Source organism: Sphingomonas cannabina, from assembly GCF_021391395.1.
GTDB lineage: Bacteria > Pseudomonadota > Alphaproteobacteria > Sphingomonadales > Sphingomonadaceae > Sphingomonas > Sphingomonas cannabina.
On record NZ_CP090059.1, the window covers coordinates 846,183 to 867,843 of the forward strand.

Here is a 21,661-nt window from a genome sequence, read left to right on the forward strand (position 1 = left end):
CATCGCAGCGACGGGAGGTATCCGTTATGAGTGCAAAACCGGTTCGTAAGGCTGTGTTCCCCGTGGGTGGCCTCGGCACCCGCTTCCTTCCAGCAACCAAGGCTATCCCCAAGGAAATGCTGCCGATCGTCGATCGGCCGCTGATCCAATATGCCGTCGACGAAGCGATCGAGGCGGGGATCGAGCAGATGATCTTCGTCACCGGCCGCGGCAAGGCGGCGATCGAGGATCACTTCGACATCGCCTTCGAGCTCGAGACGACGATGAGCGGGCGCGGCAAGTCGCTCGACATCCTGGGGCCGACGCGCCTCCGGCCGGGCGCGGTCACCTATGTCCGCCAGCAGGAGCCGTTGGGGCTCGGCCATGCGGTGTGGTGCGCGCGCGACGTGGTGGGCGACGAGCCGTTCGCCGTCCTCCTCGCCGACGATTTCATGGTCGGCAAACCGGGCTGCCTCAAGCAGATGATCGACGCCTACAACCGCGTCGGCGGCAACGTGATCTGCGCCGAGGTGGTCCCTGACGAGCATACGCACCGCTACGGCATCATCACGCCGGGCGCGGCCGACGGTCCGCTGACCGAGGTGAAGGGGCTGGTCGAGAAGCCGGCTCCGGGCACGGCGCCGTCGAACCTGTCGGTGATCGGCCGCTACATCCTCCAGCCCGAGGTGATGGGGATCCTCTCCGGCCAGGAGAAGGGCGCGGGCGGCGAGATCCAGCTCACCGACGCGATGGCGCGGATGATCGGCGACCAGCCGTTCCATGGCCTGACCTTCGCCGGCACGCGGTATGACTGTGGGGACAAGGTCGGCTTTCTCCACGCCAACATGGCGATGGCGCTGTCGCGCGACGAGATGGCGGACGATGTCGAGCTGATCATGAACGAATTGCTCGAAGCACGGGTCGAGCCGCGTCGCGCGGCATAATTCAAACCATATATTAGAGGAGATTCACGATGCGGATCGTGATGATCGGGTCGGGTTACGTCGGCCTGGTGTCGGGCGCCTGCCTGGCGGATTTCGGGCATCAGGTCGTCTGCGTCGACAAGGACGCGGGCAAGGTTGCGCGGCTCAAGGGCGGCGAGATCCCGATCTATGAGCCCGGGCTCGACGAGCTGGTCGAGCGCAACGTCGCGGCGGGGCGCCTGTCCTTCTCGACCGAACTGGCGGAGCCGGTCGAGCAGGCCGATGTCGTGTTCATCGCGGTCGGCACGCCGGCGCGGCGCGGCGACGGCCATGCCGACCTCTCCTATGTCTATGCCGCGGCCGCCGAGATGGCGCCGTCGCTCCGCGGCTTCACCGTGGTGGTGACCAAGTCGACCGTGCCGGTCGGTACCGGCGACGAGGTCGAGCGCATCCTGCGCGAGCACAACCCCGATGCCGAGGTCGCCGTCGCCTCCAACCCCGAGTTCCTGCGCGAGGGCGCGGCGATCCAGGACTTCAAGCGTCCCGACCGCATCGTCATCGGCATCGAGGACGATCGCGCGCGGCCGGTGATGGAGGAAGTCTATCGCCCGCTCTACCTCAACCATTCGCCGATCCTGTTCACCGGCCGGCGGACGAGCGAGCTAATCAAATATGCCGCCAACGCCTTCCTCGCGATGAAGATCACCTTCATCAACGAGGTCGCCGATTTGTGCGAGCAGGTCGGTGCCGATGTGCAGCAGGTGGCGCGCGGCATCGGTCTCGACAACCGCATCGGGTCCAAGTTCCTCCACGCCGGGCCGGGCTATGGCGGCTCGTGCTTCCCCAAGGATACGCTGGCGCTGGTCAAGACCGCCGAGGACGCCGGCACGCCGATCCGGCTGGTCGAGGCGACGGTGGCGGTCAACGACACGCGCAAGCGCGCGATGGGGCGCAAGGTGATCGCCGCCTGCGGCGGATCGGTGCGCGGGCGCAAGGTCGCGGTGCTGGGACTCACCTTCAAGCCCAATACCGACGACATGCGCGATGCGCCGAGCCTCGCGGTCATCCAGGCGCTCGAGGACGGCGGCGCGCAGGTCTGCGCCTTCGATCCCGAGGGCATGGCGGCGGCGCGGCCGCTGCTGCCGGGCACCGAGTTCGCCAACTCGCCCTATGAGGCGGCGAAGGATGCGGTGGCGCTGGTGATCGTCACCGAATGGGATGCGTTCCGCGCGCTCGACCTCCAGAAGCTGCGCGGCGTGATGGCGGGCGACGTGCTCGTCGACCTGCGCAACATCTATCGGCCGGAAGCGGTGACGGCCGCGGGCTTCACCTACACCGGCATCGGCCGGGCGGTGCAGCCGATCGCGGAGGAGCTCAGCGTGGCCGCGGAATGACCGCGGCCATTGCTATTATATCGTTACGCAGATGATAGCCGTAACGAAACAACTCATCGCAAAATTGTAAAATATTGTAAAATATTAACCAGTAAGCGGTTACATCCCTCGCGGGCGGACTCGACCGATCCGCCAGCAGCGGGGGATTTAACATGCGAAGCTACGTCCTGTGCTCGCTTGCGAGCACTCTCTCTCTTTGCGCGCTCGCCGGATGTGCCGGCGACGGCGATTCGACCACCACGACTGCGGCGGCCAAGACCGAAGGTCTGGTCGTCATCAACGAGCCGGTGACACCGGTTGCCACCACCGAGCCGACCGCCTCGGCGCCGACCGCGGCATCGACGCTGTCGGCGACGAGCGTGTCGACTACCAACGCCTTCGCGACCTTCGATTTCGCGAACGGCACCAGCCTGCCGGCCAAGGCGACCCTTTCGCTCGGATCCGCGGTATTCCGTCCGGGCGCAAGCGTGGCGAACGTGCCCGTCACGCTCGACCGGCCGACGCCCAACACGGTGATCGCGCGCGTCACCACCGTCAACGGATCGGGTACGACCAAGGCGGTCGCCGGCACCAACTATCGCACCGTCGACACCGTCGTGGTATTTCGGCCGGGCGATCCGCTGCGTCAGACCATCAGCGTGCCGATCGTGTCGGCGACCGCCGGTCAGCAATTCGCGGTGAAACTACGTGAGGCACCGTGGGGCGCGAATCAGGGTACGTCCTGGGTGAGCGTCACCGCGAGCTCGTCCGCCGTGGCGACGGCGTCTGCGACCACCGGCTTCCGCGCGCCGCGCACCTTCAAGGCGACCGGCACGCTGCAATATGAGATGAGCAGGGCGAAGATGTGGTGGACCGACACCGGCCATGACGATGCCTGGTCGACCCAGCTCCCGAACGGACGCGCGCAGCCGGCCAATGGCGAGACCGGCCTGTACCTCGATGGGTGGGTCTATCGGGACAAGGACATCGAGGCGCCGCTGCGCTACACCTGGAACGGCCTGGTGATGCACACGCAGAAGCTGAAGTCGCCGATCAGCTACAACGGCAAGAGCTACTATTACGGCTCGGTGGTGCTGAGCGGCCACAACACGCCGTCGACCCAGATCGGCTATGGCCAATATGAGTGGGTGGCGAAGATGCCGAGCCGTCGCGGTGCCTGGCCGGCGTTCTGGTTGATCTCCACCTCGGGCTGGCCGCCCGAGATCGATGTGTTCGAAGGCTTCGGCTACGAGAGCTATTGGGATTTCGACCGCTACATCGCGTCGACGATCCACGGCGGCGCCAATGCCGTGCGGACGTTCCAGCGCGGCTCGGTGATCCAGGCGGAGGCGGCCTATGGGCTGTCCGGCTTCTCGCAGGGCTTCCACAGCTATGCGGTCGACATCCAGCCCGACTATATCACCTGGTTCGTCGACGGGGTGGAGACCTATCAGAGCGTCAACCCGTTCAAGGGTTTCCGCTGGTATCCGATCATGGACGTCGCGGTGAAGACGACCAGCGCCTACGACGACGGCTCGGGCGACATGGTAGTCAAGGGCTTCCGCGCCTGGTCATCGTCCTGAGCGGAAGCGGTCCGACTCGCCGGCACCGTCTCGCGTCAGCGCGGGGTGCCGGCGAGCGGCGGCGGAAAGCCCGGCACGTCGAACCTGGGGACGGTCAGCGCCACGTCGGTCGGCAGGGCCGCGGTCGCTCCCGTCCTCAGGAAATCATAGATGGCCTGCTTCGCCGCCGGGTTTTTGCGCAGCTGGTAGAAGGTGCCGTCATGCCCGGCGCGATGCACCAGGATCGCATGGCCGTTTGGGAAATAGGGCAGCAGGCCGAGCGTGTTCTCGACCGGGGTCGAAGTGTCCCAGTCGCCATGGACGAAGACGATCGGAACCGGAGTCACGATCGGTCGCCGGACGGCGTCGCCCATGTCCGGCGTCGGCCAGTCGGTGGCCGAGGCGAAGTTCGCTTCGTAGTTCCAGCTGCCGATCAGGCCGACGGCGGGGTCGGTCCGCAGCAGATAATCGCGATCGGGCGTCGCCCCCAGGCTGCTGTCGACCAGCGGCCCGATCAGCTTCACCGGGCCGGCGCGCCGGTCGTCGATCGTCTCGCGCGCCCAGTCGTCGTAATGGCCATGGTAGAGCGACAGAATGAAGGCGGGCCAATGCGCCGCGTCGTCGGTGTGGGATAGGAGCGCGAGCTGCAGATCCTCGGCGCCGAGCACTACCGTCTGCGGCCGGCCGTGGTCGTCGTTTACGGTCGCGCGCACGGGCCCGGCGGCGAAGCGCCGGTGCAGCGCCTGGATCGCCCCCATCAGCCCGCCCTCCGGCAGCCAGGGCGCCAGGCCCGGATCGCGGTCGGCGTCGTAGGCGATCCGCTGAAGCGCGGCGAACACGTGCGACGGCATGTCAAACCCGTCGTTCAGCGGTTCGACTGACGACAGCACGGCCCGGGCCACGCCCTCGGGGTGGAAGCGGATCACCGCCAGCGCCCATTGCGAGCCGAAGCTGCCGCCGAACAGGCTGACCTTGTCATAGCCGAGCGCGCGCCGCAGATCGTCGACGTCGGTCGCGAACGCCTCGATCGTATAGCCCGACAGGTCCTTGTCGGGATTGTGCGCGACCGCGCGCCGGGCCAGCGCCTGCATCGCCAGCGCATCGGCCCGTACGGAGGCCGGCCGGTCGAGGGGAACGGCGTCGGCCGTCTCCTCGAGCATCTCGCCGCGCCGGGTGTAGCCGCGCTGCTCGACCACCACCAGGTCGCCGACGGCGCCAAAGGTCAGCCACGAGCGCAGGCGGCTGCGCGACGCCTCGTCGGTATCGGTGAAGGCACCGAGCACGCTCAGCCCCGGACCGCCGGGAAGCCAGAAGACCGGCGGCGCGCCGGTCGGTTGCGGCGCCCTGATGCGCGCGAAGCCGATGCCGATCCGGCGGCTCGTTGGCTTGCTGCGGTTCTCGGGCACGTAGAGGGTGCCGATCTCGTACGACAGCGTCTCGCCGGTCGGGAGCGTGACGGTATGCGGCTCGATCACGATGCGGTCGGCTGGCGCCTCCGCACGCGCCGGAGCCGCCTGGACGGCGAGCGGAACGAGTGCCCAGGCCAGCATTCGCATCATCGATTGCATGGACGCTCCCCGAAACAGCTTGCGTAGGGGAAGCTTCCGGAGATACATCTTCATGTCAAGATACTTTATATGAAGATTACGTCATGCCCGAACCGACAACGCCGCCTCACCCGGACGAGGACATCGTCGACCAGTTGTTGCGCGACTGGGCGCGCGAGCGGCCGGAGCTGGACACGTCGGCGATGGCGGTGGTCGGGCGCCTGTTGCACCTGGGGGCGCTGCTGCAGTCTCGTGCCGGCAGGCATCTGCAGGATCACGGCCTCAGCTACACCGAGCTCGACGTGCTCGCCACGCTGCGGCGATCGGGCGCGCCCTATCAGCTGAGTCCGACCGCGTTGCGGAAATCGGTCCTGCTCACCTCCGGTGCGATGACGGCGTGCCTCAACCGGCTGGAGCGGCGCGGGCTGATCGGTCGCGAGCCCGACGCCGCGGATCGCCGGTTGCTGATGGCGCGGCTGACCGGCGAAGGTCTGCGCCTGGTCGAGGACGCGATCGTCTCCCATTTCACGCAGGCCGATCGGGCGATCCTGGGCCTGGAGCCGGGCGAGCGCGCCGAGCTGGCGCGCCTGCTGCGCAAGTTCAGGCTTCAGCTGCGCGAGCGCTGAGTCCCGTCATCTGCGGCGGCGGCGTAGATCGCGTCGCTCCCGCCCGCCAAGGCGTAGAGGCGCCCGGCCGATTTCACCCATTGGCCGGCAATGTCGAGCCGCCGCTCGACCTGCCATGCCATGGTCGGCAGGAGGAGCGTGCGCAGGCCCAGCAGGGCGAGCGAGCGTGCGGTGAGCGCGAGCCGCCCGAGCGCGCCGGTACGGCGCTTGCGCGCGGCCATGATGTCGGTGATCCCGATCCGCCACATGCGCCTGAGCACCCAGCTCTTGCGGGCGCGTTCGGGGCCGACCGATTCATAGACCACTGCCGACGGCGCCCAGGCGAAGGTGACGCCCGCCACGCGGAGGCGGGTCAGGAAGTCCATGTCCTCGCCGCCGCTCAAGTTGAAGGCGGGGTCGAACCACGGGCGCTCGATCGCCTCCAGCGCCCGCCGCTCGACCAGCAGGTTGTTGGCGGCATAGAGCATGTCGGTCAGGCCCTCGCGGCGCTGCTCGGGGCGGAACACCAATGTCTGCATCGCCCAGCCGGGGGCGTCCTCGACGAATCTCGGCTCGACCGGCCCGGCGACGACGCCGGCGCCGGTGTTCCGCTGGACCAGGATCAGCTGGGCGAGCCATTCGGGACCAGGCCATTCGTCGTCGTCGATCATCGCCAGCCGGCGCATCGTGGGATAGCGCAGCGCCTGCTCGACGATGGCGTTGCGGACATGTGTCAGCCCTGGCTCGGGTACGGTGATGATTGCGATCGGGGCGGGAAAGCCGTTCGCCGCGGCCGCGCCGGCGACCGCGACCCCTTCGCGGCCCACATCGTCATTGTCGGCGACGAGCAGCATCGCATCCTCGATCCCCTTGAGGCGGGCCAGCGTGTCGAGCAGATGGCGCAGCCGCTCCGGCCGGCGGAAGGTTGGGACGGCGATGACGGTGCTCGGCCTGCCCATCGTCACTCGGCGGGGGCTTGCTGGAGCACCGGGCGCGGGCGCACCAGGCGCTGCTCCAGCCGCTTGACGGCGCGGTGGCCGGGCACCTCGATCAGCAGGTAGCTCGCCCAGCAGATGAGCCAGGTCACGACCAGCGTCGCGATCAGGAACGCCCAATCCCAGCCGACGAAGCCATGGCGGTGCGCGACTCCCATGCCGCGCGCGAACACGTCGCGGACCAGCGGGTGCCAGAGGTAGATCGAATAGCTGATCAGCCCGAGGTGGAACGACACCGGATTGGCCAGCGTCGCGCGGGCGAGGCGGCCGTCGTAATAGCCGGCGATCACCAGCAGCGGGAAGCTGATCGCAACGATCACGTCGCCGCCGGGGATCAGGAAGGCAAGGAAGATCACGGCGCAGGCGATGACGAACCCGCGCTCGCCGCCGAGCAGCCGCTCGCACCATGGCTTCTGCGCAATGCGATAGGCGAGCACGCCGAGCGAGAAGCCGGCGACGCAGCGCAGCACCGGCAGGATCGAATCGGCGTCATTGACGTCGAGCGGCCCGCGCGAGCCGTGTCCGAGCGCCGCCACCAGCACCAGCAGCGCGACCGAGCCGATCGCCTGCAGCCATGCCAAGCGCGAGAAGGCGATCAGCGCGATCAGCGGATAGGCGAGATAGGCGACCAGCTCGGTGCTGACCGACCAGCTGTTGCCGGCGAACGCCTGCGTGCCCCAGCCCCAGCTCTGCACCATCAGCAGGTTGGAGACGACATTGGCCGGGGTGAGGGCGACCGGCTGCTCGCCCGAGACGTTGACCAGGACGCGCAGGATGAACACCAGCGCCACCACGAAATGGAGCGGCCACACCCGCGCCATGCGGTTGACGAGGAAATCGCCGTAGCTCGCCCATCCCGGCCGCCTCACCACGCGTTCGTAATAGCCGAGCGAGATGACAAAGCCGCTCAGCACGAAGAACAGGTCGACGCAGAGATAGCCGCGCGAGAACAGCGGCATCGCAAAGGCGGCGAAGGCGGCGTGATGGGGGATATGGTAGAGCAGCACCGCCACCGCCGCGATCCCGCGAAGTCCTGTCAGCGGCGCGATCCTCATGCGGGCATTCCCTGTGCTTGTCCTGATTGTGCGGCGCGGGTCGGCGCCTTGTCGAATGCGGCCGCCATCGCCGCCCACAGCCGCTTGCGGTTGAGATCGGCGTCGAGCGGCAGCCCGCGCGAGAATTGTCCGTCCGGCCAGCGATATTCGGGGTAGGTCGACAGCCAGGAATAGCGGTCGGACAGGCCCCAACTCAGCACCGGCCCGGCCGCGCCGCTGTCGAGCGCGACGTCGAGGAAGGCGCGGCCGACCGCAGCGACGTCGGCGTCGCGCAGGTCGAGGCGGCCCGGGCCGTGACGGTCGGCGATGTCGAATTCGGTGATCCCGATGCCGAGTCCCATGCTGCGCACCTCGGCCAAGAAATCGGCGAACACCCGTTCGGAGAAGCCCTCGCGATAGGGTTTGAGGTGACTCTGGACGCCGAGCGCATCGACGGGCACGCCGCGGGCGAGCAGCCGTTCGAGCAGCTTGAGGGTCGCGTCGCGCCGCGCCGCGCACCGGCGCGAATCATGCTCCAGCCCGAAATCGTTGAGGAACAGCCGGGCCTTGGGATCGGCCTCGCGCGCGGCGTGGAAGGCGATGTCGATATAGCGTTCGCCGAACGCCTGCGCCCACGGGTTCTTGGCGCGCATCCCGTCGGGGCGGCCCTCCTTGGGCTCTACGGCCTCGTTGACCACGTCCCATTCGCCGATCCGCCCGGCGTAGCGGCGCATCGCGGTGTCGATGTAGCCGGTCAGCAGCGCCTCGCGCGCCGGCCCCTTGGCTTGCGCCAGCGCTGCGTCGATCCAGGGCGGGTTGTAGGTGTACCAGACCAGCGTATGCCCCCGCATCGCGAGGCCATGCTCCTCGGCGAAGTCGGCCAGTTTGTCGGCGCCGCTGAAATCGTAGCGGCCCGGCTTGGCCTGGGTGACGTGCCGCTTGAGCTCATATTCGGGGACGATCATCCCCGCCTCGCGCAGCACCGCGGCGACGAAGGGCGGATCCTTGGCGAGCTGGCTCGACTTGATCGCGCAGCCGAAACGCCGGCCGCTGCGCCGCGCCCGTGCGTCAAGGCCCGGGCCTCCGGTGTCGGGCATCGGCGGCACCGACCGCACCGCGCTGGTGGCGAGCGGCATGGCCGTCGCGGCGGCGAAGCCCGCGATGAACACGCGGCGCCTCATATGCGGTAGCCCTTGAAGCGGCTGAGGAAGGCGATCCACCGGTCGGCGGTGCGGCGGTAGAGGCCGTCGGGGATGATGATCTGCAGGAGCACGATCGCCGCGACGTGCGGGCGGAAGGCGCCGTGGCGAAGCGCGTCCAGATAATAGCGGAGCGCCGTGCGGCGGCTGGTCGGCCAGATGCTCTTGGCGGCGTGCCAGCCCATATAGGCCGAATAGGCGCGCGCCGAGATGTGCGGGCGCAGGTCCTTGAGCCAGGTCAGGTTGCCGATGTTCGAGCGGACCTGCGACAGGCGGTTGTCGGTCTGGCGGTCGGCCCACAGCACGGTCGCGCGCGGCGCCATCAGGAAGCGCGCGCCATGGAGCGAGAGGCGCACGGCGAAATCGGTGTCGTCGCCGAAGCGGACGTCCTCGCGGTAGCGCACCGTCCGGGCGAGCCCGCGCGGGAGGGCGAGGCTGCTCGTCTGGATGAAGCCGCGCTCGCACATCAGGTAACGGTCGACGCTCTCGCCGAGGCGGATCTCGCGATAGGGCTTGAGGAAGCGGCGGCCCGAGCCGCGGTCGACGATCACGCGGCTGTAGGCGACGATGTCGTCGCCCTGCGCCAGCAGCGGCAGCAGGTCGGCGAGATGCTCGGGCAGGAACCGGTCGTCCGAATCGAGGAAGGCGACGTAGCGCCCGCGCGCCTCGGTGATGCCGCGGTTGCGCGCGGCGGAGGCGCCGGCATTGTCCTGGACGATGACGTGGAGGCGCGGATCGGGGATCGCCGCGAGCGCCTCGGGCGTGCGGTCGCTCGATCCGTCGTCGACGACGATCACCTCGATATCGCGGACGGTCTGGGCGAGCGCCGATTCCACCGCCTCGATAACGGTCGCGTGGCGGTTGTAGGTCGGCACCACCACCGAGAAGAGCGGCGGCTCCTCCACTTCGGCCGGTCCCAGAGGGCGGACGGCGCGCGCCATTACTTGCCCGCCTGGCCGAAGCGATGGACGAACTGGTTGACGAGCGAGCGGTAGAGCGACTTGGGGAGGTAGGAGCGCAGCAGCTGCCGGGCGAGGATGCGCGGCGGCACCCCGCCGAACAACAGCCCCCGCACCAGCTCGCGGATCGTCGCGATCGGGCGGATCGGCGCCATGTGATAGGCGAGCACGGTCGCGCGGTAGCCGTGGCGGGCGCGGTTGGTGAGCAGGTGGCCGCAACGATCGAGCCAGTCGAGCGAGGTCTCGTAGCCGCGGACGTAGGATGTGCGCCCCATCTCGGTCGCGTCGAGCCAGATCGTCAGCGGCTGCTCGATCATGCGGAAGCGCGCGCCCTCGACCTGAAGGCGGACGCTGAAGTCGAGGTCCTGGCCCTTCTTGAGCGCGGGATCGAAGCGCACCCGCTTGGCGAGGGCGGCGGGCACCACCAGCGTCGAAGTCTGCATGAACTGGTTGGCGCAAAACAGATACTCGCCGACGTCCTCGTCCTCGCGGATGCCGCGGTCGGGGCGGACCCAGTAGCGGTCGACGCCGCGGTCGACCTTCATCTGCGAATAGAGCACGGTGAGCTCGTCGTGCGGCAGCGCGGCCGCCATGATCGAGAGCTTGCCCGGCAGGAACTGGTCGTCCGAATCGAGGAAGGCGACATAGCGCCCGCGCGCTTCCTCGATGCCGCGGTTGCGCGCCGCGCCGCCGCCGGCATTGGCCTGCCGGATGTAGCGGATGCGCGGGTCGCCGAACGCGGCGATCACCGGGGCGGGATCGTCCTTCGACCCGTCGTCGACGACGATGATCTCGAAGTCCTGATAATCCTGGTCGAGCACCGACCGGATCGTCTTCCCGACGATGGCGGCGCGATTGTAGAGCGGGATCACCACCGAGAAAGTGGGCTGGATCGGGTCGTGCATCATGCGCCGTGCACCTTGCTGTATTCCTCGTAACGATGGCCGGTGAGCGCCGCGATCTTGCCGGCGGCGCGATAGACCTGACCGAGCCGGACGATGCGCTTGCCGCGGTCGAGCGTCAGCGCGGCGCCGATCCCGCCGATCACGACCCCGCCGGCGATGCGCGGCGCCTCGGCGGCGGCGGCCTTGAAGCGGCTCGAATGGAAGATATCGATCAGCATGTCGGTCATGCCGATGCGGTAGCCGCGCATCAGCAGCCATTTCGAGGTGATGCGGCTCGCCGGGATCAGCTCGGTGACGCGGGCGTCCTCGGCCCAGGCGAAGCGGGCACCGGCGCGCTGCATCCGGGTGAAGAGCTGCTTGTCCGACCCGCCGGTCAGCGCCATCTGCTCGTTGAAGGGCCGCTCGCCGATCGACCGCAGAGCGTCGGCAGCGATGAGCACGTTGGCGGTGCTGTCGACCAGGGGGACCGGGCCGGAGGTGCCGCGCGACTTGGGCTGGAGCAGCGGATGCGCCTTCGCCCAGGGCGCGACCTCGCCCTCCAGCTCGCGCAGCACCGCGCCGCCGACCACGTCGGCGCCGGTCGCCGCCTGGCAGGCGAGCATCGCCTCGACCCAGCCGGGCTCGGCCGCCTCGTCGTCGTCGAGCATCGCCACGAAGCGGACGCCCGGCAGCGCCAATGCCGCCGCGACCAACGCGTTGCGCGCCTGGGGAATGCCGGGCTCGGCCACCGTCAGCAGGTGGAGCGGCCAGCGATAGCCCTCGGCCCGGAGCATCTCCGCGGCGGCGATGCCCTCGCGGCCCTCGCCGTCGTTGTCGGCGACGACCACGGCCACGTCACGCGCGGTGTCCAGCGCCGCCAGCGAGCGGAGCGTGCGCGTCAGGCCCTGCGGGCGCTTGCGGGTGGCGACGCAGATCGCGACGTCGGTCATGCGGCGGCTCCGGCGAGAGAGTGGGCGGGGCGGGAATGGCGGCGCCAACGGGGGCGCTCGACCGACTTGAACGAGGCGTGGGCGACCGCGATCGCCGACAGGAAGATGATCCAGACCTGCCGGTCCTTGTCGAAGAAGGAGGTCTCGAGCAGGTTCTGGTAGAGCACGAAGCTCCAGATCCCGAAGGCCGAGGACAGCAGCAGCACGTTGTTGCGCGTGGCGCCGGTCAGGAACCAATAGGCCGGCATCACCACGAACGAGAGCAGCAGCAGGATCAGGCCGATCGGGCCGGTGGTGACCAGGATCTCGAGGTAGCCGTTGTGCGAATGCGCGGTGAACAGGTGGAACTGCTGGTTGATGTACTGGCGCGAGGGGGAAAGCTCACCCACCTGCCAGAAGCCGCCGAAGCCGGCGCCCAAATAGGGGTGGTCGGCGAGATAATCGAAATCGACCTTCCAGATCGACACGCGTCCGGTGAAGGAGGTGGGATCGGCGAACAGCCGCTCGATCGTCGGCTGGAAGGCGATGTACAGGCAGAGGAAGGCGACTCCCCCGGCGCCGACCAGCAGCAGCAGCACCGCGCGTTTCGAGATCGAACCGCTGAGCAGGCGATAGACCGAGCTCACCAGCAGGATGACGAAGCACAGCGCGGTCGACGTCTTGCTCTTGGTGCCGATCACGAACACCAGCGCCAGCACGCTCAGCACCGCGTAGTACCATTTGCGCGTCGAGAAGAAGGCATGGGCGCACACCACGAAGGTGAGCGCCATCACCGCGCCGGCGATGTTCTTGTGGAAGAAGAAGCCGCGCCACGCGCCGACCAGCGCCTTGTCGCTCTCGGTCGGCGGGTGGACCGCGTTGGGGGTGAGCGGCAGCGAGATCCAGCAGATGATGAGCGAGGCGATCAGCGCCGCGCGCAGCGTCTCGTAGAGCTTCTGCGGCCCCAGCAGCGCCAGCGACAGGAAGGTGATGTAGATCACGATCACCTGCTGCATCACGCGCTTGAACGAGACGAACGGATCGACGCCCCAGGTGCACGACAACAGGAACCAGGCGAGCATCACCACCAAAGGCCAGAAGGTGAAGCGGTATTTGACCTCGTGCCGGCGGAACAGCTCGATGCCGGTGAGCAGCAGCGCGAAGCCGATGAAGAAGGCCTGCTTGAACCCGTCGGACCCGTCGCTGTTGTTGGCCGCCGCCACCAGCTGCTCCTGCGTGCGCGGCGAGAATGGCTGCTGGCCGATGAAGATCAGCATCAGGAAGACGAAATAGACGACCTGCGCGATCGGCAGCGTCACGCCTTCGCCGGCCGCGTTCGCCGCGGCGGCGGAGCGCGCGATCCGCGACGTAGGCGCCGTGTTCGCCGTCGAGCGACGATACCAGGTCGCGCGCAGGCTCATCGGGCTGCCTCCGCCGCCGCCGGACGCAGGCGGCGCTCGAGCCGGAGGATGCCGAGCATCATCACCAGCTGCGACAGCACCACCCCCGCGACGGTGTAGACCGGCGGCACGGTGAAGGTCAGTGCCAGCACGGCGGCGATGCCGACCAGGCAGCTGCGCACGCTGGTCGCGGCGAGCGGACGGAAGGCGCCGCGCGCCTGGGTCAGCACGCTCATCGGCGACTGCAGGCATTGCACCAGCGTCAGCAGCGAGGAGAGCGCGGCGGCGATCGTCACCGTCGTCACCGACAGCGTGGGGCGGATCAGGATGTGCGGGAAGAACCACAGGATCACCGCGGCGGTGATCGAGGTGGCGAGCCACACCAGCGCGAGCGCGGCCGTGAAGGCCTGCGAGGAGCGCCGCGCCGCCCGCTCGTCGCCATGCGCGACCGCGCGCGCCATGCGCGGCCGTTCGAGCTGGGTGAGCGCGGTGATGCAGACGTTGACCGGACGGAAGAACAGCGCGCCGACCGCGATCGGCGCGAAGGCGGCCGGGCCGGCGAGCGCCGTCACCGCATAGCTGTGGGCGTTGGAGGTCGCCTCGGTGGTGATCACGCCGATCAGCGTCCAGGCCGACTGGCGCTTCCACACCTCGCGATAGTCGCCGAAGGCGCGGACGAGGCCGAGCGGGCGGTGGCGGGCGAGGAAGCGCAGGCCGAACGGCGCCAGCCCGACGAGGCCGGCCGTCGCCAGCACCGCGCCGAACAGCTCGAGCCGCGGACCGAAGGCGAGCGTCCCGGCGACGCCGGCGGTGACCAGCCCGGCATAGACGAAGTCGGAGAAGGCGGCGGTCGCCGGCCGGTGATGGGCATAGGAGGTGGCGCGGCCGAACCAGCGCAACAGCGAGACGACACCCGCCGCCCCGAACGCGGCGGCGGCGAGTGGCCCCGCCATCACCCAGCCGATGCCGGCGCAGATCAGCCCCTGCGCCAGCGACAGCAGCAGGTTGAGCGGGAAGAAGAAGCCATGATCGCCTTCCTCCTCCGACCGCTGGTTGACCGCGATCGCATAGGGCGTCGAGACCAGCGCGTTGGAGAGGCCGTAGCCGAGCTGGATGATCACCAGCAGGAAGGCGAGCGTGCCCACCTCGGTCGCCGACAGCCGGCGCACCGAGACGAGCTGGACGAGCAAATGGCTCGCCGAGACGAAGGCCGAGGACATGCTCGCCAGCCCGAACCGCGCCAGCGTCGCGCGCAGCGGCGTCTTGGTCGGGGGGCTGGCGATGGCCTGGGCCTCAGCCATGGCGATGCTTCCAGATCAGCCACAGCGCATGGGGATTGGTGGTGAGATAGCGCCAGGCGAGGTGGCGCGGGTTGGTCGCCATGCGATGGAGCCATTCGAGCCCCGCGTCCTGCATCCACTGCGGCGCGCGCGGATAGTCGCCGGTGATGTAGTTGAACAGGCCGCCGCAGGTGACGACCCAGCCGGCGCGCAGGCGCTTCTTGTTGCGCACGCAGAACGCCTGCTCGCGCGGCTTGCCGGTGCCGACCCACAGCACGTCGGGCGCGGCCTCGTTGATCGCCTCGATCACGTCGGCCTCTTCCTTGGGCTTCCAGTAGCCGTTGCGGCGGCCGGCGAGCTCGAGGCCCGGCGTCGTCGCGGTGATGCGCTCGGCGCAGGCGGCGTTCACCTCCTCGGTGCCGCCGAGCAAGAAGTAGCGGACCTTATGCGCCGCGGCACCGGGCAGGCTGTCGATGAACATGTCGGTGGTGCTCGACCGGTCGGCGATCGGCGCGGGCGCGAACCAGCGGGAGGCGGCGACGATCACCTGCCCGTCGGCATGGATGAGGTCCGCCTTGGCGAGATCGGCGCGAAAGGCGGGGTCGCTGTCGTTGAGCGACAGCCCATGGCCGTTGCAGTCGAACACCAGCAGCGGCGGCATCCCTGCGCCGATGCGGCGCGGCGCCTCCCGCAGCATCCGGTCGATCAGCGCCTGAAGCGACAGCGTCGACACCGGCACGCCGCCGATGTTGACCGTCTCATGTTGATCTCCGCCGGTTTCGCCACCCCCGTGGCGAGCCCAGTCGAGCGGCGTCGCATATCCCTGCATCGGGCCCACTCCCTCTTGCCGTGAACGTGAAAGGCGGTCAGCTCATCACCGAGCCGGCGATCGGCACGCGGTGGCGGTCGAGGTCGTCGATCGCGCGCCGGATCTCCGACAGCGGCGTCACCCCGCGCCGGGCGACGAGCACCACCGCGTCGAACTTCTCGAGGATGTTGCCGAACGCGGTCGTGCCGCGCGGCCGCTCGGCGAGATAGACGAGCAGGTTGGCCGCGGGCAGGTTCCAGCGGTCCGCCACCTCGGCGAAGGCGCCGCGCTCGACCAATGTGGCGTTGCCGCTCGCCGCCTGGCCGGCCGACATCAGCCACAGCCGCTCGATCGCGGTCGGCATCAGCGGCAGCCGCAGCGCCATGCCGGCGAGCTGCTCGGCGAGGCCGATCTGGTTGGGGAGCCTCAGCAGCCGGTCGAGCGACGGGCGCTCGATATCGGCGTCGACCAGCATGGTCGGCCCGTCCATCTGCGCCATCACCGTGGCGAGGTTGGCGGTGAGGATCGGCGCTTCGTCGCCGCCCTGGAGCGAGAGCAGCGCGAGCTTCAGCCGGCCGTCGATCCCGCCCGATTCGCGCGCGGTGGCGAGCAGTTTCGCGCGCACCTTGCGGACCTTGGCGACATAGGGATCGCCGGGATCGAAGGCGGCGGTGAGCAGCGGATCGACGCGCGTGTCGCCATGCTCCAGCAGCGGCAGGATGGCGGAGCCGGCGGCTTCGTCCCCGGTCGCGGGGGGCGGGGGCGCCCTTTCGGTGATCAGCGGGCTGGCGCCCGCGGTGGAACGCAGTCTCATGCAGCCTCCTGTCGGGGAACGAACCAGCCCTCGGGCGAGCTGGCCTTGGGGGAGAGATCGGTGATGACCTCGACCTCGGTCGCGGCGGCGAGGCCGCCCGCGGTGCGGACGCGCGGGCGCAGGATCTCGCTCAGCACGATCGCGGCGACGCCGGCGAGCATCCCGAGCGCGAGGCCCGCGATCAGGAACAACGGTATGTTCGGCCGCGCCGGGAGCAGCGGCACCGTCGCCTCGTCGAGCATGGTCGCGTTGGGCTGCGAGATCTGGCTCTTGAGCGCCGCCTCGTTGAAGCGCTGGCGGACGGTGTCGTAGGTCTGGCGCGCCGCCTCGACGTCGCGCTGCATGACCATCAGCTGGTCCTGCACGCCCGACATGCGGATCATGCGATCCTCCTGTGCCGCCATCTCCGCGCGCAGCTCGGCCTCGCGCCGGCTGGCGGCGGAGCTGTTCGCGGTCATCGCCGTCGCCTGATTGGCGCGGGCGGCGCTGAGACGCTGCTGCAGCTCGGCGAGCTCGGCCTTGGCGGCGACCATCTGCGGATGGTTGGGACCCAGCGTTTTGGCGAGCTGGGCGACCTTCGCCGAGGAGGTGGCGACCGCCTCCTCGATGTTCTGCACGACCAGCGCGGTCTGGACGTCGGACACGCCGCCCGATCCGGACTTGGAGTGGGCTTGAGCGGCGTCGGCCTGGGCCTGGGTGAGGTAGGCGGAGAGGTTCTTGAGCTTCTCCGCCTCCAGATCCATGCGGTTGACGCCGATGATGTCGTGCGCGCGCTGGAAGTCGGAGAGCCGCTTCTGCGCCAGCTCGTAGCGGCGGCGCACGTCGGCGGTGCGCGCCTCGAACCATTCGGCGAGACCCTTGGCCGCGGCGGCGCGCAGGCCGACCTGCTCGCGCATGTAGATCCGGGCGGCGAGGTTGGCGACGCGGGCGGCGACCTGCGGATCGGGGTCGAGGAACTGGATCTGCAGCACGTTGCTCTGCCGCCCGGTGGTGACGTTGAGCCCGGCGCGCACCCGCGCGGCGGCCTGCTGCAGCCGCGCGTCGGGGGGCAGGTCGGCGGGCGTCGCATCGACGAAGCCGGCGCGCTGCGCGACCTCGTTGGTCACCTTGGCGCTGCGGATGAGATCGACCTGGGTCGCCAGGATCGAATCGACCTCGACCCGGGCGCCCGGCTGCTGCTCATTGTCGGTCGGATCGGTCTGCGACAGATCGAGCAGCAGCGACGAGCTGCCGAGATATTGCCGCGGCATCACGAAGGTGATGGCCGCGACCACCAGGAACACCGCGAGCGCGATCGCCGCGACCAGCTTCCACCGCGCCTTCAGCGCTTCGACGAGATCGGCTGCCCTGACGGTCATAGCCCTGCCACTCCCTGCAGAAGCTCGCGCGCCCGGTTGCTGTCGCTCGTATGAGCGGGCGTGGCGGTCATCCGACCGGTGCCGTTCGCCATCAGCACGAGGAATTGGGGCGCGAGCGAATCTTCGAACTGGAACTCGCCGGTGACCGGCGTATCGCGCAGCGCCGGCCCGATCAGGCCGATTGCGCGGTCAATCGACTCCGGCCGGCTCAGTTGATCGCCGAACAGGTCGGCGGCAGCCGCGGTCATCCGCTCGAACGTGAGCGCGGGCGAGTGCGCCGCCAGTACGCCGGCGAGCGCGACCACGCCGCGCAGCGGGCCTGCCTCGGCCAGCGCGCGCTCGAACAGCGCGTGCGGGCCGGGGGTGAGCTCGCTCCATTCGGCGACCGCATCGGTGAGGCCGCGGCGCGCGTCGGCGAGCGTGACCACCTCATGGTCGGCCGCCTCGGCGATCAGCGCTGCGTGCATCCCGAACAGCCGGGCGTGATAGGGCGAGCCGATCGCGGCCGAGGCGATCGTCTGCGTCGCCTGCTCCTCGAAGGCGATCCCGGCCTGCTTGGCGCACAGTTCGAGCAGTGCGGCGAGGTCGTCGCGCTCGATCGGCGGGGTCGGCTGGGCATAGAGATGGCGGCGCAGCGACGGATGCGCGGCGATCAGCCCGTCGACGTTGGCGGCGATGCCGACCAGCACGACCTGCACCGGCGCCTGGATGTCGGAGAGCAGCTTGAGCAGCGCGGCGACGTCCTGCTTGGTGCGCTCCGACGAGACGCGATCGAACTCGTCGATGATCAGCACCGCGCGCTGCGACAGGTTCTGGACGAACAGATTGCCGAGCTGCTGCACGTCGAGCGGCGCCTGGGTGGCGGCATTCCCGCGCAGCGGCAGCTCGGCGAGGAAGGGGCGGAACAGCGCGTCGACGTCGGCATCGGCGTTGGCCGAGCCGTAGAGCGCGACGCACCCCGCCTCGTCGGCGAGGTCGCCGAACACGCGCGCGAGCGAGGTCTTGCCCGACCCGCGCGCGCCGAAGATCAGCGCGTGCTTGTGCTGGTTGACGACCGCGTCGACCAGCCGCGCCAGCTCGCGCTGCCGGCCGGCGAGGCCGTGGCGGTCGGTGACCGGCACCGCCGTGTTGAACGCCGTGAACACCGCGTTGCGGCGGTAGGCAATCTTCGGCGCCGCCGGCTCGGTCGCCATCGACAGCCGGGGCTCGGGCGCCTCCGGCAGCGGCAGCGGGGGAAAATCGACGGCCTCGGGGATGCGGCGGCCGCTGTCCGCGCCGCCCGCCAATGCCCGAAGCCACCGTTGCAATCGCTTGCTCCAGCTCATGCTCGCATCTCCAAATCAGCGCCGGTGCGGCGCCGGAACGTCGTCAGAACAGCTTTTCGCGAATGATCAGGACGTCCTCTGGCTGCACCGGGTCGTCGAGGCTGATGTCCTCGATCTCCTTCCCGGCGCGGCGCACCTTGATGCGGCGGGTCGAGCCCGCGAGAGTCGGGCCGCCGGCCAATGCCAGCGCCTGGCGGAAGGTCTGGCCGGGCACGTAGTTGAACGCGCCGGCCTGCTGGACCTGGCCGTAGACGTAGACCTTCTCCGCCGGCGGCACGAACAGGATGTCGCCGGGCTTCAGCGTGCGGCCGGCGCCCGCGCTCATGTCGGCGAGCGAGATGCGCACCGGGCCGCTGCCGTCCGCCGGGGTCAGGATCACCGCATTGGCGCCGGTGGCGTTGGCACCGCCGGCCTTCGCCAGCATCGCGGCGACGCTGTAGGAGCGGTCGAGCGGATAGTTGCCCGCCTGCGGCACGTTGCCGAGCACGGTCACGAAGTTGCTGACGAACTGCGAGACCTCGACCGCGACCTGCGGATTGTTGAGATAGCCGCCCTGGCTGTAGCCGGCCGAGATCGCCTCGGCGAGCTGCACCGTGGTCTTGCCCGCCGCGGGGATCGAACCGAGCATCGCCAGGCGCACGGTGCCGTCCGCCTTGACGCGGGTGGTGACCGACAGGTCGGGCTGGCCGTAGATGCTGATCTTGAGCTCGTCGTCGGGGCCGAGCTTGTAGCCGGGGCCCGCCGCGGCGGTAGGCGCGGGCGGAGTGGTGGCGGCAGCGGCGGGCGCCGCTGCCTGCGTCGCCTGCGCAGGGGCCTGGGCGACCTCGGCGGGCGCCTGGGCGGCGGGCGTCTGCGCTACTGCCGGGGCGGCAGCGGCCAGAATCGCGATGGAGGCCATGCAGTGCACGAGCTTGGCCTCCGACCAGGACAATATCCTCATCGTTCAAGACCTCATCGTTATGCCGAGCGTCACGCGGGTGGCGCCGTAGTTGGAAACATCGCTGTTGGTTTCGCGATCGAAGCGGGAGACTCCTCCCTCGAGCGAGAAGCGGTCGTTGAGCTTGCGGCGGAGGACGATGCCGTACTGCTTGACCTGGTCGCGGGTGTAGCTGAACGGGCGGATCGCCGCGTCCTGGCGGAAGTCGCGCCGCGCGAACTCGCCATAGGCGCCGATCGAGGTCAGCTCGCTGAGGCTGACGTCGGCCTGCAGGCGGAAGGCGGTGCGGATGGCGAAGCCGGTCGCGATCAGGCTGTCGTTGACGATCGTCCGCTCGTTAGTCGCGGTGATCTTGACGCGCGGGATCGCGGTGGTGGCGACGCTGAGATCCCAGGCGAGACCCTTGTATTCGCCCACCGCGGCCGAAGTGCTGTCGACGTGCATGTAGCGCACGTCGGTCTTGATCTCGGTCAGCGGCGACACCGACCGTTCGAAGGACACGCCGACCGCGTCGCTGCGGTTCTCGAGCCCGAGTCCCGGCCGATTGGCGGTGACGTGCTCGTAATAAGCGGTGATCGACCCCAGGCTCGGGCGATCGTAGCCGATGCCGCCGCGATAGCGGTTGCTGGTCTGGTCGGCATATTCGAAGCCATCGCCGTTGCGCGTCGTGTCGCGCTGCCAGGCGACCACCGGATAGAGGCCGGGCCGCTTGCAGTCGGCGGACACCCCCAGCGTCGAGAATTTCTGAAGGTTCTCGGTCGCGGAGTTGAGGTCGCCATAGTCGGCGCGCTGCTGGCGATAATTGGCGAGCGGGCTGATCGCGCAGGTGCCGGCGACCAGGAAGCGGCCGCTCCCCTCGATCTCGAACCGCGGCTTGCTGCGCCCGCCGTTCGAGGTGAACCAGTCGTAGCCGGCGAGGCCGCGCAGCGTCAGCCGGCGGATGCCGTTGTCGCGATCGTAGGTGACCTGGACGGTGGGCGTGACGATGATATCGTCGGTCGGATCGGTGGTGCGATCGTCGACGCGATAGATGTTGTCGTCATAGGCCGCCTCCAGCGACGCCTCGATCTGCAGAGGCGGTTTGGGGACGGGCTTGGCGCCGTTGGCCTGGATAGTGTCCTGAACCTGTGGATCGGTCTGGGCATAGGCTGGCGACGCCAGCCCGGCGCCGAACGCCAGACCGACGGCGAGCAGCGCCGATTGCTGCAACGCAGCAACGACACAGGGCCGAGTCCTTTCGTTATCTTTCGCACCTGCGAAAGATTTGCGACCTAAATACTTGTCGCCAGAGCAAAGCACGCGCTCTTGACCTCATTGCAGTGCAGCAATGCGGGTCATGCTATAGTGTTAAGGCTGCCCTGCCCATCGGGCGTAATGCAACTGGTCGCGCTGCCAGCACGGCTTATTGGTTAATCCGGCAGGAGCAGCCGTAAAGGATGAGCGCCAGGCCGCCGATTCACCCGGAAGAGATCAGCGTATCAGCCAGAAGAGAATCGCCCCGAGCGCACCTGCGAAAGCGAGGATGCCGGCCCAGCGGGACACCGCCTGGATCGTCCGCTCCAGCGCGGAATCGTCGGCGTCGAACGCGGACGGCTGCATCGTCCACGGACCCGTATGCGGAAGCCGGGTCGCTTCCCTCGTCTTCGTCAGATGCTCCACCGCGCCGATCCTCGTTGCCGCGGTGGTCTCTGGACGAAAATAGTTAACGCATTCTTGCCGCCGGCCGCCCGATCCGCCGGCGGCGGTCAAA

General features: G+C 69.1%; 20 protein-coding genes. 4 read left to right on the forward strand and 16 right to left on the reverse strand.

Annotated features, from left to right (window positions below):
• The first annotated feature begins 26 nt into the window (after positions 1 to 26).
• The 3 genes from galU to LZK98_RS04175 all read left to right on the forward strand — a co-directional run bounded on the left by galU (position 27) and on the right by LZK98_RS04175 (position 3,858).
• The gene (gene galU, locus LZK98_RS04165; protein WP_233785151.1) at positions 27 to 923 is read left to right on the forward strand and encodes a UTP--glucose-1-phosphate uridylyltransferase GalU; all 897 of its coding nucleotides are present in this window, start codon (positions 27 to 29) and stop codon (positions 921 to 923) included.
• A gap of 29 nt (positions 924 to 952) precedes the next feature.
• Positions 953 to 2,296 carry a UDP-glucose dehydrogenase family protein gene (locus tag LZK98_RS04170; protein WP_233785152.1) on the forward strand — a complete coding sequence of 448 codons (1,344 nt, stop codon included), beginning with the start codon at positions 953 to 955 and terminating at the stop codon, positions 2,294 to 2,296.
• A 152-nt stretch (positions 2,297 to 2,448) separates the two neighbouring features.
• Positions 2,449 to 3,858, forward strand: a complete 1,410-nt coding sequence (locus tag LZK98_RS04175) for a family 16 glycosylhydrolase (protein WP_233785153.1) — start codon at positions 2,449 to 2,451, stop codon at positions 3,856 to 3,858.
• 35 nt (positions 3,859 to 3,893) lie between these two features.
• Here LZK98_RS04175 and LZK98_RS04180 read toward each other — a convergent pair whose 3' ends face one another.
• Positions 3,894 to 5,405: an alpha/beta hydrolase gene (locus LZK98_RS04180; RefSeq protein ID WP_233785154.1), complete on the reverse strand. Its 1,512-nt coding sequence runs from the start codon at positions 5,403 to 5,405 to the stop codon at positions 3,894 to 3,896.
• Between the two features lie 83 nt (positions 5,406 to 5,488).
• Here LZK98_RS04180 and LZK98_RS04185 point away from each other — a divergent pair, with 83 nt between their 5' ends.
• On the forward strand, positions 5,489 to 6,010 hold the full coding sequence (locus tag LZK98_RS04185) for a MarR family winged helix-turn-helix transcriptional regulator (RefSeq protein ID WP_233785155.1): 522 nt from the start codon (positions 5,489 to 5,491) through the stop codon (positions 6,008 to 6,010).
• On the opposite strand, the gene LZK98_RS04190 is transcribed toward LZK98_RS04185, so the two are convergent.
• The 15 genes from LZK98_RS04190 to LZK98_RS04260 form a co-directional block, all read right to left on the reverse strand.
• Entirely contained in the window at positions 5,992 to 6,948 is a 957-nt protein-coding gene (locus LZK98_RS04190) for a glycosyltransferase family 2 protein (RefSeq protein ID WP_233785156.1), read from the reverse strand. The genes LZK98_RS04185 and LZK98_RS04190 overlap by 19 nt on opposite strands.
• A gap of 2 nt (positions 6,949 to 6,950) precedes the next feature.
• Positions 6,951 to 8,039, reverse strand: a complete 1,089-nt coding sequence (locus LZK98_RS04195; protein WP_233785157.1) for an acyltransferase family protein — start codon at positions 8,037 to 8,039, stop codon at positions 6,951 to 6,953.
• A complete protein-coding gene (locus tag LZK98_RS04200; protein ID WP_233785158.1) occupies positions 8,036 to 9,199 on the reverse strand; it encodes an endo-1,4-beta-xylanase in 1,164 nt (387 codons plus the stop codon). Before LZK98_RS04200 ends, LZK98_RS04195 begins: the two co-directional genes overlap by 4 nt.
• Positions 9,196 to 10,158, reverse strand: coding sequence for a glycosyltransferase family 2 protein (locus LZK98_RS04205; RefSeq protein WP_233785159.1), 963 nt, complete (start codon positions 10,156 to 10,158; stop codon positions 9,196 to 9,198). The genes LZK98_RS04200 and LZK98_RS04205 overlap by 4 nt, the downstream gene beginning before the upstream one ends.
• On the reverse strand, positions 10,158 to 11,084 hold the full coding sequence (locus LZK98_RS04210) for a glycosyltransferase family 2 protein (protein ID WP_233785160.1): 927 nt from the start codon (positions 11,082 to 11,084) through the stop codon (positions 10,158 to 10,160). Before LZK98_RS04210 ends, LZK98_RS04205 begins: the two co-directional genes overlap by 1 nt.
• Entirely contained in the window at positions 11,081 to 12,010 is a 930-nt protein-coding gene (locus LZK98_RS04215) for a glycosyltransferase family 2 protein (RefSeq protein WP_233785161.1), read from the reverse strand. Before LZK98_RS04215 ends, LZK98_RS04210 begins: the two co-directional genes overlap by 4 nt.
• Entirely contained in the window at positions 12,007 to 13,410 is a 1,404-nt protein-coding gene (locus LZK98_RS04220) for an O-antigen ligase family protein (RefSeq protein WP_233785162.1), read from the reverse strand. The genes LZK98_RS04215 and LZK98_RS04220 overlap by 4 nt, the downstream gene beginning before the upstream one ends.
• Entirely contained in the window at positions 13,407 to 14,690 is a 1,284-nt protein-coding gene (locus LZK98_RS04225; protein ID WP_233785163.1) for a lipopolysaccharide biosynthesis protein, read from the reverse strand. Before LZK98_RS04225 ends, LZK98_RS04220 begins: the two co-directional genes overlap by 4 nt.
• Entirely contained in the window at positions 14,683 to 15,498 is an 816-nt protein-coding gene (locus LZK98_RS04230; protein ID WP_233785164.1) for a WecB/TagA/CpsF family glycosyltransferase, read from the reverse strand. The genes LZK98_RS04225 and LZK98_RS04230 overlap by 8 nt, the downstream gene beginning before the upstream one ends.
• A 37-nt stretch (positions 15,499 to 15,535) precedes the next feature.
• A complete protein-coding gene (locus LZK98_RS04235) occupies positions 15,536 to 16,291 on the reverse strand; it encodes a P-loop NTPase family protein (protein WP_233785165.1) in 756 nt (251 codons plus the stop codon).
• On the reverse strand, positions 16,288 to 17,649 hold the full coding sequence (locus LZK98_RS04240) for a GNVR domain-containing protein (RefSeq protein WP_233785166.1): 1,362 nt from the start codon (positions 17,647 to 17,649) through the stop codon (positions 16,288 to 16,290). The genes LZK98_RS04235 and LZK98_RS04240 overlap by 4 nt, the downstream gene beginning before the upstream one ends.
• Positions 17,646 to 18,974, reverse strand: a complete 1,329-nt coding sequence (locus LZK98_RS04245; protein ID WP_233785167.1) for an nSTAND1 domain-containing NTPase — start codon at positions 18,972 to 18,974, stop codon at positions 17,646 to 17,648. The genes LZK98_RS04240 and LZK98_RS04245 overlap by 4 nt, the downstream gene beginning before the upstream one ends.
• 43 nt (positions 18,975 to 19,017) lie before the next feature.
• Positions 19,018 to 19,914: a polysaccharide biosynthesis/export family protein gene (locus LZK98_RS04250; protein ID WP_233785168.1), complete on the reverse strand. Its 897-nt coding sequence runs from the start codon at positions 19,912 to 19,914 to the stop codon at positions 19,018 to 19,020.
• A 3-nt stretch (positions 19,915 to 19,917) separates the two neighbouring features.
• Positions 19,918 to 21,120 (reverse strand): porin family protein, encoded by a 1,203-nt coding sequence (locus tag LZK98_RS04255; RefSeq protein ID WP_233785169.1) that lies wholly within the window; start codon positions 21,118 to 21,120, stop codon positions 19,918 to 19,920.
• A gap of 261 nt (positions 21,121 to 21,381) precedes the next feature.
• Positions 21,382 to 21,660, reverse strand: a complete 279-nt coding sequence (locus tag LZK98_RS04260) for a hypothetical protein (protein WP_233785170.1) — start codon at positions 21,658 to 21,660, stop codon at positions 21,382 to 21,384.
• Between the last annotated feature and the right edge of the window lies 1 nt (position 21,661).

Coding starts and splice junctions, on each gene's coding strand:
- LZK98_RS04210 (WP_233785160.1), bottom strand. CDS start 11,084: ATGATGCACGACCCGATCCAGCCCACTTTCTCGGTGGTGATCCCGCTC.
- LZK98_RS04200 (WP_233785158.1), bottom strand. CDS start 9,199: ATGAGGCGCCGCGTGTTCATCGCGGGCTTCGCCGCCGCGACGGCCATG.
- galU (WP_233785151.1), top strand. CDS start 27: ATGAGTGCAAAACCGGTTCGTAAGGCTGTGTTCCCCGTGGGTGGCCTC.
- LZK98_RS04220 (WP_233785162.1), bottom strand. CDS start 13,410: ATGAGCCTGCGCGCGACCTGGTATCGTCGCTCGACGGCGAACACGGCG.
- LZK98_RS04240 (WP_233785166.1), bottom strand. CDS start 17,649: ATGACCGTCAGGGCAGCCGATCTCGTCGAAGCGCTGAAGGCGCGGTGG.
- LZK98_RS04225 (WP_233785163.1), bottom strand. CDS start 14,690: ATGGCTGAGGCCCAGGCCATCGCCAGCCCCCCGACCAAGACGCCGCTG.
- LZK98_RS04185 (WP_233785155.1), top strand. CDS start 5,489: ATGCCCGAACCGACAACGCCGCCTCACCCGGACGAGGACATCGTCGAC.
- LZK98_RS04230 (WP_233785164.1), bottom strand. CDS start 15,498: ATGCAGGGATATGCGACGCCGCTCGACTGGGCTCGCCACGGGGGTGGC.
- LZK98_RS04190 (WP_233785156.1), bottom strand. CDS start 6,948: ATGGGCAGGCCGAGCACCGTCATCGCCGTCCCAACCTTCCGCCGGCCG.
- LZK98_RS04250 (WP_233785168.1), bottom strand. CDS start 19,914: ATGAGGATATTGTCCTGGTCGGAGGCCAAGCTCGTGCACTGCATGGCC.
- LZK98_RS04235 (WP_233785165.1), bottom strand. CDS start 16,291: ATGAGACTGCGTTCCACCGCGGGCGCCAGCCCGCTGATCACCGAAAGG.
- LZK98_RS04170 (WP_233785152.1), top strand. CDS start 953: ATGCGGATCGTGATGATCGGGTCGGGTTACGTCGGCCTGGTGTCGGGC.
- LZK98_RS04180 (WP_233785154.1), bottom strand. CDS start 5,405: ATGCAATCGATGATGCGAATGCTGGCCTGGGCACTCGTTCCGCTCGCC.
- LZK98_RS04195 (WP_233785157.1), bottom strand. CDS start 8,039: ATGAGGATCGCGCCGCTGACAGGACTTCGCGGGATCGCGGCGGTGGCG.
- LZK98_RS04245 (WP_233785167.1), bottom strand. CDS start 18,974: ATGAGCTGGAGCAAGCGATTGCAACGGTGGCTTCGGGCATTGGCGGGC.
- LZK98_RS04205 (WP_233785159.1), bottom strand. CDS start 10,158: ATGGCGCGCGCCGTCCGCCCTCTGGGACCGGCCGAAGTGGAGGAGCCG.
- LZK98_RS04175 (WP_233785153.1), top strand. CDS start 2,449: ATGCGAAGCTACGTCCTGTGCTCGCTTGCGAGCACTCTCTCTCTTTGC.
- LZK98_RS04215 (WP_233785161.1), bottom strand. CDS start 12,010: ATGACCGACGTCGCGATCTGCGTCGCCACCCGCAAGCGCCCGCAGGGC.